Raw genomic sequence first — 4612 nt, forward strand, 5'->3', positions numbered from 1 at the left:
GCTCTGGACCGGTCGGATCGTCTGGCAGCGCGACTGTCGCTGGCCTACGCGCTGACCTGGCAGGGCCGTGGACGAGAAGCGGGCGCGGTGCTGGAGTCGGTCGATCCCGACCAGCTGTCGCAGCCCGAGCTGATCGAGTGGGCGCTGCCGCGGGCGGCCAACCAGTTCTGGATGCTCAGCGAGCCGGAACGCGCGACGGCGTTTCTGCAGGCGATGCGGAACCGGATCTCGGCTCCGACGGCCTTGACCACCCTCGACGCGCTCGCCGCGACCTTTGCGATGAACGCGGGCACCCCGCTGCGAGCGCTGCGGATTGCGGACGAGGTGTTGGCGTCGCCGCATGCCGAGGGGGTGGCCGTGGGGTGGGCCGCCTCGGCGGCGGCGCTGAGCTCGGCGCGCACTGGCCGCTTTGACGACGTCGAGTCGCTGGCCGGCCGTGCGATGGCCGCCGACCATCCCGGTCTGCTGAGGTTCACCAGCGGCTTCGGCCGGATCACCGCGCTGCTGATGGCCGGTCGGCTGACTGAGGCCCGCGCGTTGGCGCAGCGCTACACCGACTTCGCCGAGCTGCAGCAGCCAGGCCGGGCGATCGGCGAGACGCTGGTGGGCTACGTCGCGATCGCCCAGGGCGATTTCGACGCCGCGGTGACGTTGCTGAGCCGGGGCGCCGATCCCCTTGCGCGAACCGGCTATTCCTGGGGTCCGCTGTCGCTGACACTGCTCGCGCAGGCGCTTGGCCAGCAAGGTGAACAACTCGAGGCCGCAAAGGTTTTCAGCCGCGCTGAGTCTCGGCACGGTCTGAAGTCGACGCTGTTCGCTCCGGAGTTGGCGTTGGCCAAGGCGTGGTCGAAGGCCGCGCGCGGCGACACCACGGGCGCGATCGAATCTGCCCGTGAGGCTGTGCAAGCGGCCGAACGCGGGGGCCAGTCGGCGATCGCGCTGCGCGCGCTTCAGGACGCGGCGCGGCTCGGCGATACCCGGGCGGTGTTCAAGGCCGAACGTTTGTCGGTCGAGGTGGACTGCGTGCTCGGCAGGCTCACGCTCGCGCATGCCCGCGCGCTGGCCAATCGTGATTCCGCGGCGCTGGCCGACGTGGCTGCCGACTTGGCCGACCGCGGGCTGCATCCTGCTGCCGCCGACGCATCCGCCCAGGCGCAGCGCGGTTAGCTGCTCAGATACTCGCGCAGCATCGCTACCGCGGCGGTGATCTGGTCGACGGGCACCCGCTCGTCGCGGGTATGCGCCAGGTTGGGATCGCCCGGTCCGTAGTTGACCGCGGCGATCCCCCGCGCGGCGAACCTCGCCACATCGGTCCACCCGTATTTCGCCCGCACCTGCCCGGCGGCGGCCTCGACCAGGGCCTTGGCGGGGGGCTTGGACAACCCGGGCAGCGCACCGGCGGCAAGGTCGGTCTGCTCGATCCGCACGTCGAGGCCGGCGAAAACCTCGTGGACGTGGCGAAATGCAGCATCTGCTGAGCGGTCAGGCGCGAAGCGGAAGTTCACCGTCACCGACGCGGCGTCGGGGATGACATTGCCGGCGACACCGCCGTCGATGCCTACCGCCGACAACCCTTCGCGGTAGGTGCAGCCGTCGATCTCCACATTGCGGGGCTGATAGCCCGCCAGTCGATCGAGCACAGCGCCCAGCTTGTGAATAGCGTTGTCGCCCAACCACGATCGCGCTGAGTGCGATCGGGTTCCGGTCGCGTGGATGACCACCCGCAGCGTGCCCTGACAGCCCGCCTCGATGAAGCCGCCGGTCGGTTCACCAAGGATCGCGACGTCGGCCGATAGCCAGTCGGGTAGCTCGCGCTCGATACGTCCCAAACCGTTTGCGGCCGAATCGATTTCCTCGCAGTCGTAGAACACCAACGTCAGGTCGTGCGTGGGCGCGGTGACGGTGGCGGCCAGATGAAGGAACACCGCGTCGCCCGACTTCATGTCGGTGGTGCCGCAGCCGTACAGCGCATCACCGTCTCGTCGGCTCGGCAGGTTGTCGGCTACCGGGACGGTGTCCAGATGCCCGGCGAGAAGAACTCGCGTCGGTCGGCCCAGCGCCGTGCGCGCCAACACCGCATTGCCGCTGCGGATCACCTCGTACCCCAACGCCTTGGGAGTCTGGGCCCGCAGCGCGGCTTCGACCTCGTCGGCGATGCGCTGTTCCTGCCGCGACTCACTGGGTATATCGACCAGAGCTGCGGTCAGCTCGATGGGGTCGCCGCGGAGGTCCAGCACGATCCCAGCGTAGTGGGTGGGTAGCGTGGGCCACGTGACTGCAGCTTCCGGCATTGGGCTGGCAACGTTGGCCGGCAACGGGTCGATCCTCGACACTTGGTTCCCCGCACCTGAACTGATCGAATCCGGCGAAGGCGGCACGGTGCGGCTCTCGGTGGCGGAGGTTCCCGACGAGTTGGCCGCGCTGGCCGGACGCGACGACGCCCGCGGTACCGAAACCGCCGTGGTGCGCACCGTGATCGGCTCGCTGGACGACAAAGCCGCCGACGCCTACGACGCCTATCTGCGACTGCATTTGCTGTCGCATCGACTGGTCGCGCCGCACGGGCTCAACGCCGACGGTTTCTTCGGCGTCTTGACCAATGTGGTGTGGACAAACCACGGGCCCTGCGCGGTCGAGGGTTTCGAGGCGGTACGGGCCCGGCTGCGCAGTCGCGGCCCCGTCAGCGTCTACGGCGTGGACAAGTTTCCCCGGATGGTCGACTACGTGCTGCCGACCGGGGTGCGCATCGCCGACGCCGACCGCGTCCGGTTGGGCGCGCATCTTGCGTCGGGCACGACGGTGATGCACGAGGGATTCGTCAACTACAACGCCGGCACCTTGGGCGCCTCGATGGTGGAGGGCCGCATCTCGGCGGGCGTGGTGATCGGCGACGGCTCCGACATCGGCGGCGGCGCGTCGATCATGGGAACGCTGTCCGGCGGTGGCACCGAGGTGATTTCCGTCGGCAAGCATTGTCTGCTCGGCGCCAACGCCGGTCTGGGCATTTCACTCGGCGACGACTGCATCATCGAAGCTGGCCTGTATGTCACTGCGGGCACCAAAGTTGTGACGCCCGAAGGAAATTCGGTCAAGGCGCGTGAGCTCTCGGGCGGCAGCAACATGCTGTTCCGTCGCAATTCGGTGACCGGTGCGGTCGAGGTGGTTTCTCGGGATGGCCGAGGGATCGCACTCAATGAGGACCTGCACGCCAACTAGCTAGGCGACACCCAACGTCTTACCCGCCCTTCGATCCGCTGCTGTTAAGAAACCGTCAAGGAAATCTGGCGCCGCCCTGCTGAGGGAACGCCAGCATATCGCGATGTATGCGTTGGGGCGGGCGTGCTGTGATCAGTGGCACGAGAGTCCACCTTGACTGCGGAATAACCTACGTTGCAAGCGATTTCAACGCAGTGTGTGGTCGGCTCGCGGTCCGGGGACTCGCACACGCGACAGTGATTTGCACCGTCATCTGAGCTTGATTGCACGACTTCTGCTGTTGCCACAGTGCTTGTCCCCAACACCGGGGAACGTGCCACACTGCCAAGGCAAGTCCACAGAAATGGACTGATGTCAACCTTTTCGGATATCACGACTCTAAAGGAGCCATACTCATGTCTTTTGTAACCGCACAGTCTCCAGCGTTGTCGGCTGCGGCGAGCCACCTGCAAATCCTTGGCTCTGCGATGGCCGATCAGAACGCGGCCGCAGCAACACCCACGACGGGCGTGATCCCCGCAGCCGCCGACGAGGTTTCCGCATTGCAGGCAATGCAATTTTCCGCCTACGGCACCTGGTACCAGCAGGTCAGCGCACAAGCCGCGGCGGTTCACCAAATGCTGGTCAACACCCTCGGATCCAGCGCCGGTGCCTACGGCGAGACCGAGTCGGCCAACCAGGCCGCGACGGGTTCGACGTCGCTGTCAGGACTTCTCAGTGCCCTGACCGGGGGGTCTTCAGCGGCAACCGGCCCCGCGCAGACCGGCGGCCTTTCGTCGTCATTCGGCTCGGCAATCGGTACCCCGTTCAACTGGGCCCAGAACTTCTCCGCCGCGTCGTCGGACATGTGGGACCTGGCCCAGGGCCAATTCATTCCCCAGTCCGGCAGCAGTTCGGCGGCTGCTCTTGGCTTGACGGGCGAGCTCAGCACGCCGCCCCCGGCGGTCGCGCCGGGCCCCGTAGGCGGCGACGGTCTCGGTGCGATGCCGGTATCGGCGGGCGTGGGTCAGGCGTCCTCCATCGGCAAGTTGTCGGTGCCGCCCAGCTGGGCTGCGGGTGATATCGGCGCGATGAGTTCCGGCCCCGCGGCCTCATCAGGCGCCGGCTGGACCAACACAGCTCCGCAAGGCGCGACGGTTACCACGCTGCCCGGCGGGGCGCCGTCGGTTGCCTCGGCCGGCCGCGGCGGCTACGGCATCGGCGCGCCGCGCTACGGCGCCAAGCCCACCGTGATGCCCAAGCCGACGGTCGTTTAACCCACTCGACGGCCAACGCGGCCATTGAACACCAGCTAACTACGAACAGGATTTATGAAATGGTTCTCGATTTCGCAGCATTACCCCCGGAAATCAACTCCGCCCGCATGTACGCCGGCCCCGGGGCGGGTCCGATGATG

The 4612-nt window shown here is 67.4% G+C and carries 4 protein-coding genes and 1 pseudogene; 4 read left to right on the plus strand and 1 reads right to left on the minus strand.

Annotated features, from left to right (window positions below; translation table 11 throughout):
• Nucleotides 1-1167: pseudogene (locus WBF82_RS09275) on the plus strand (AAA family ATPase); the annotation flags it as partial.
• Here WBF82_RS09275 and dapE read toward each other — a convergent pair.
• On the minus strand, nt 1164-2237 hold the full coding sequence (gene dapE / locus WBF82_RS09280; protein WP_424382754.1) for a succinyl-diaminopimelate desuccinylase: 1074 nt from the start codon (nt 2235-2237) through the stop codon (nt 1164-1166). The pseudogene WBF82_RS09275 and the gene dapE sit on opposite strands and share 4 nt — an antisense overlap.
• A 25-nt stretch (nt 2238-2262) precedes the next feature.
• On the opposite strand from dapE, the gene dapD reads away from it, so the two are divergent.
• The 3 genes from dapD to WBF82_RS09295 all read left to right on the plus strand — a co-directional run.
• On the plus strand, nt 2263-3216 hold the full coding sequence (gene dapD / locus WBF82_RS09285) for a 2,3,4,5-tetrahydropyridine-2,6-dicarboxylate N-succinyltransferase (protein ID WP_424382755.1): 954 nt from the start codon (nt 2263-2265) through the stop codon (nt 3214-3216).
• Between the two features lie 395 nt (nt 3217-3611).
• The gene (locus tag WBF82_RS09290) at nt 3612-4472 is read left to right on the plus strand and encodes a PPE family protein, SVP subgroup (protein WP_424382756.1); all 861 of its coding nucleotides are present in this window, start codon (nt 3612-3614) and stop codon (nt 4470-4472) included.
• Between the two features lie 59 nt (nt 4473-4531).
• The coding region (locus WBF82_RS09295) for a PPE domain-containing protein (protein WP_424382757.1) at nt 4532-4612 on the plus strand (81 nt) is incomplete at its 3' end.

This window comes from Mycobacterium sp. (assembly GCF_049673265.1).
Lineage (GTDB): Bacteria > Actinomycetota > Actinomycetes > Mycobacteriales > Mycobacteriaceae > Mycobacterium.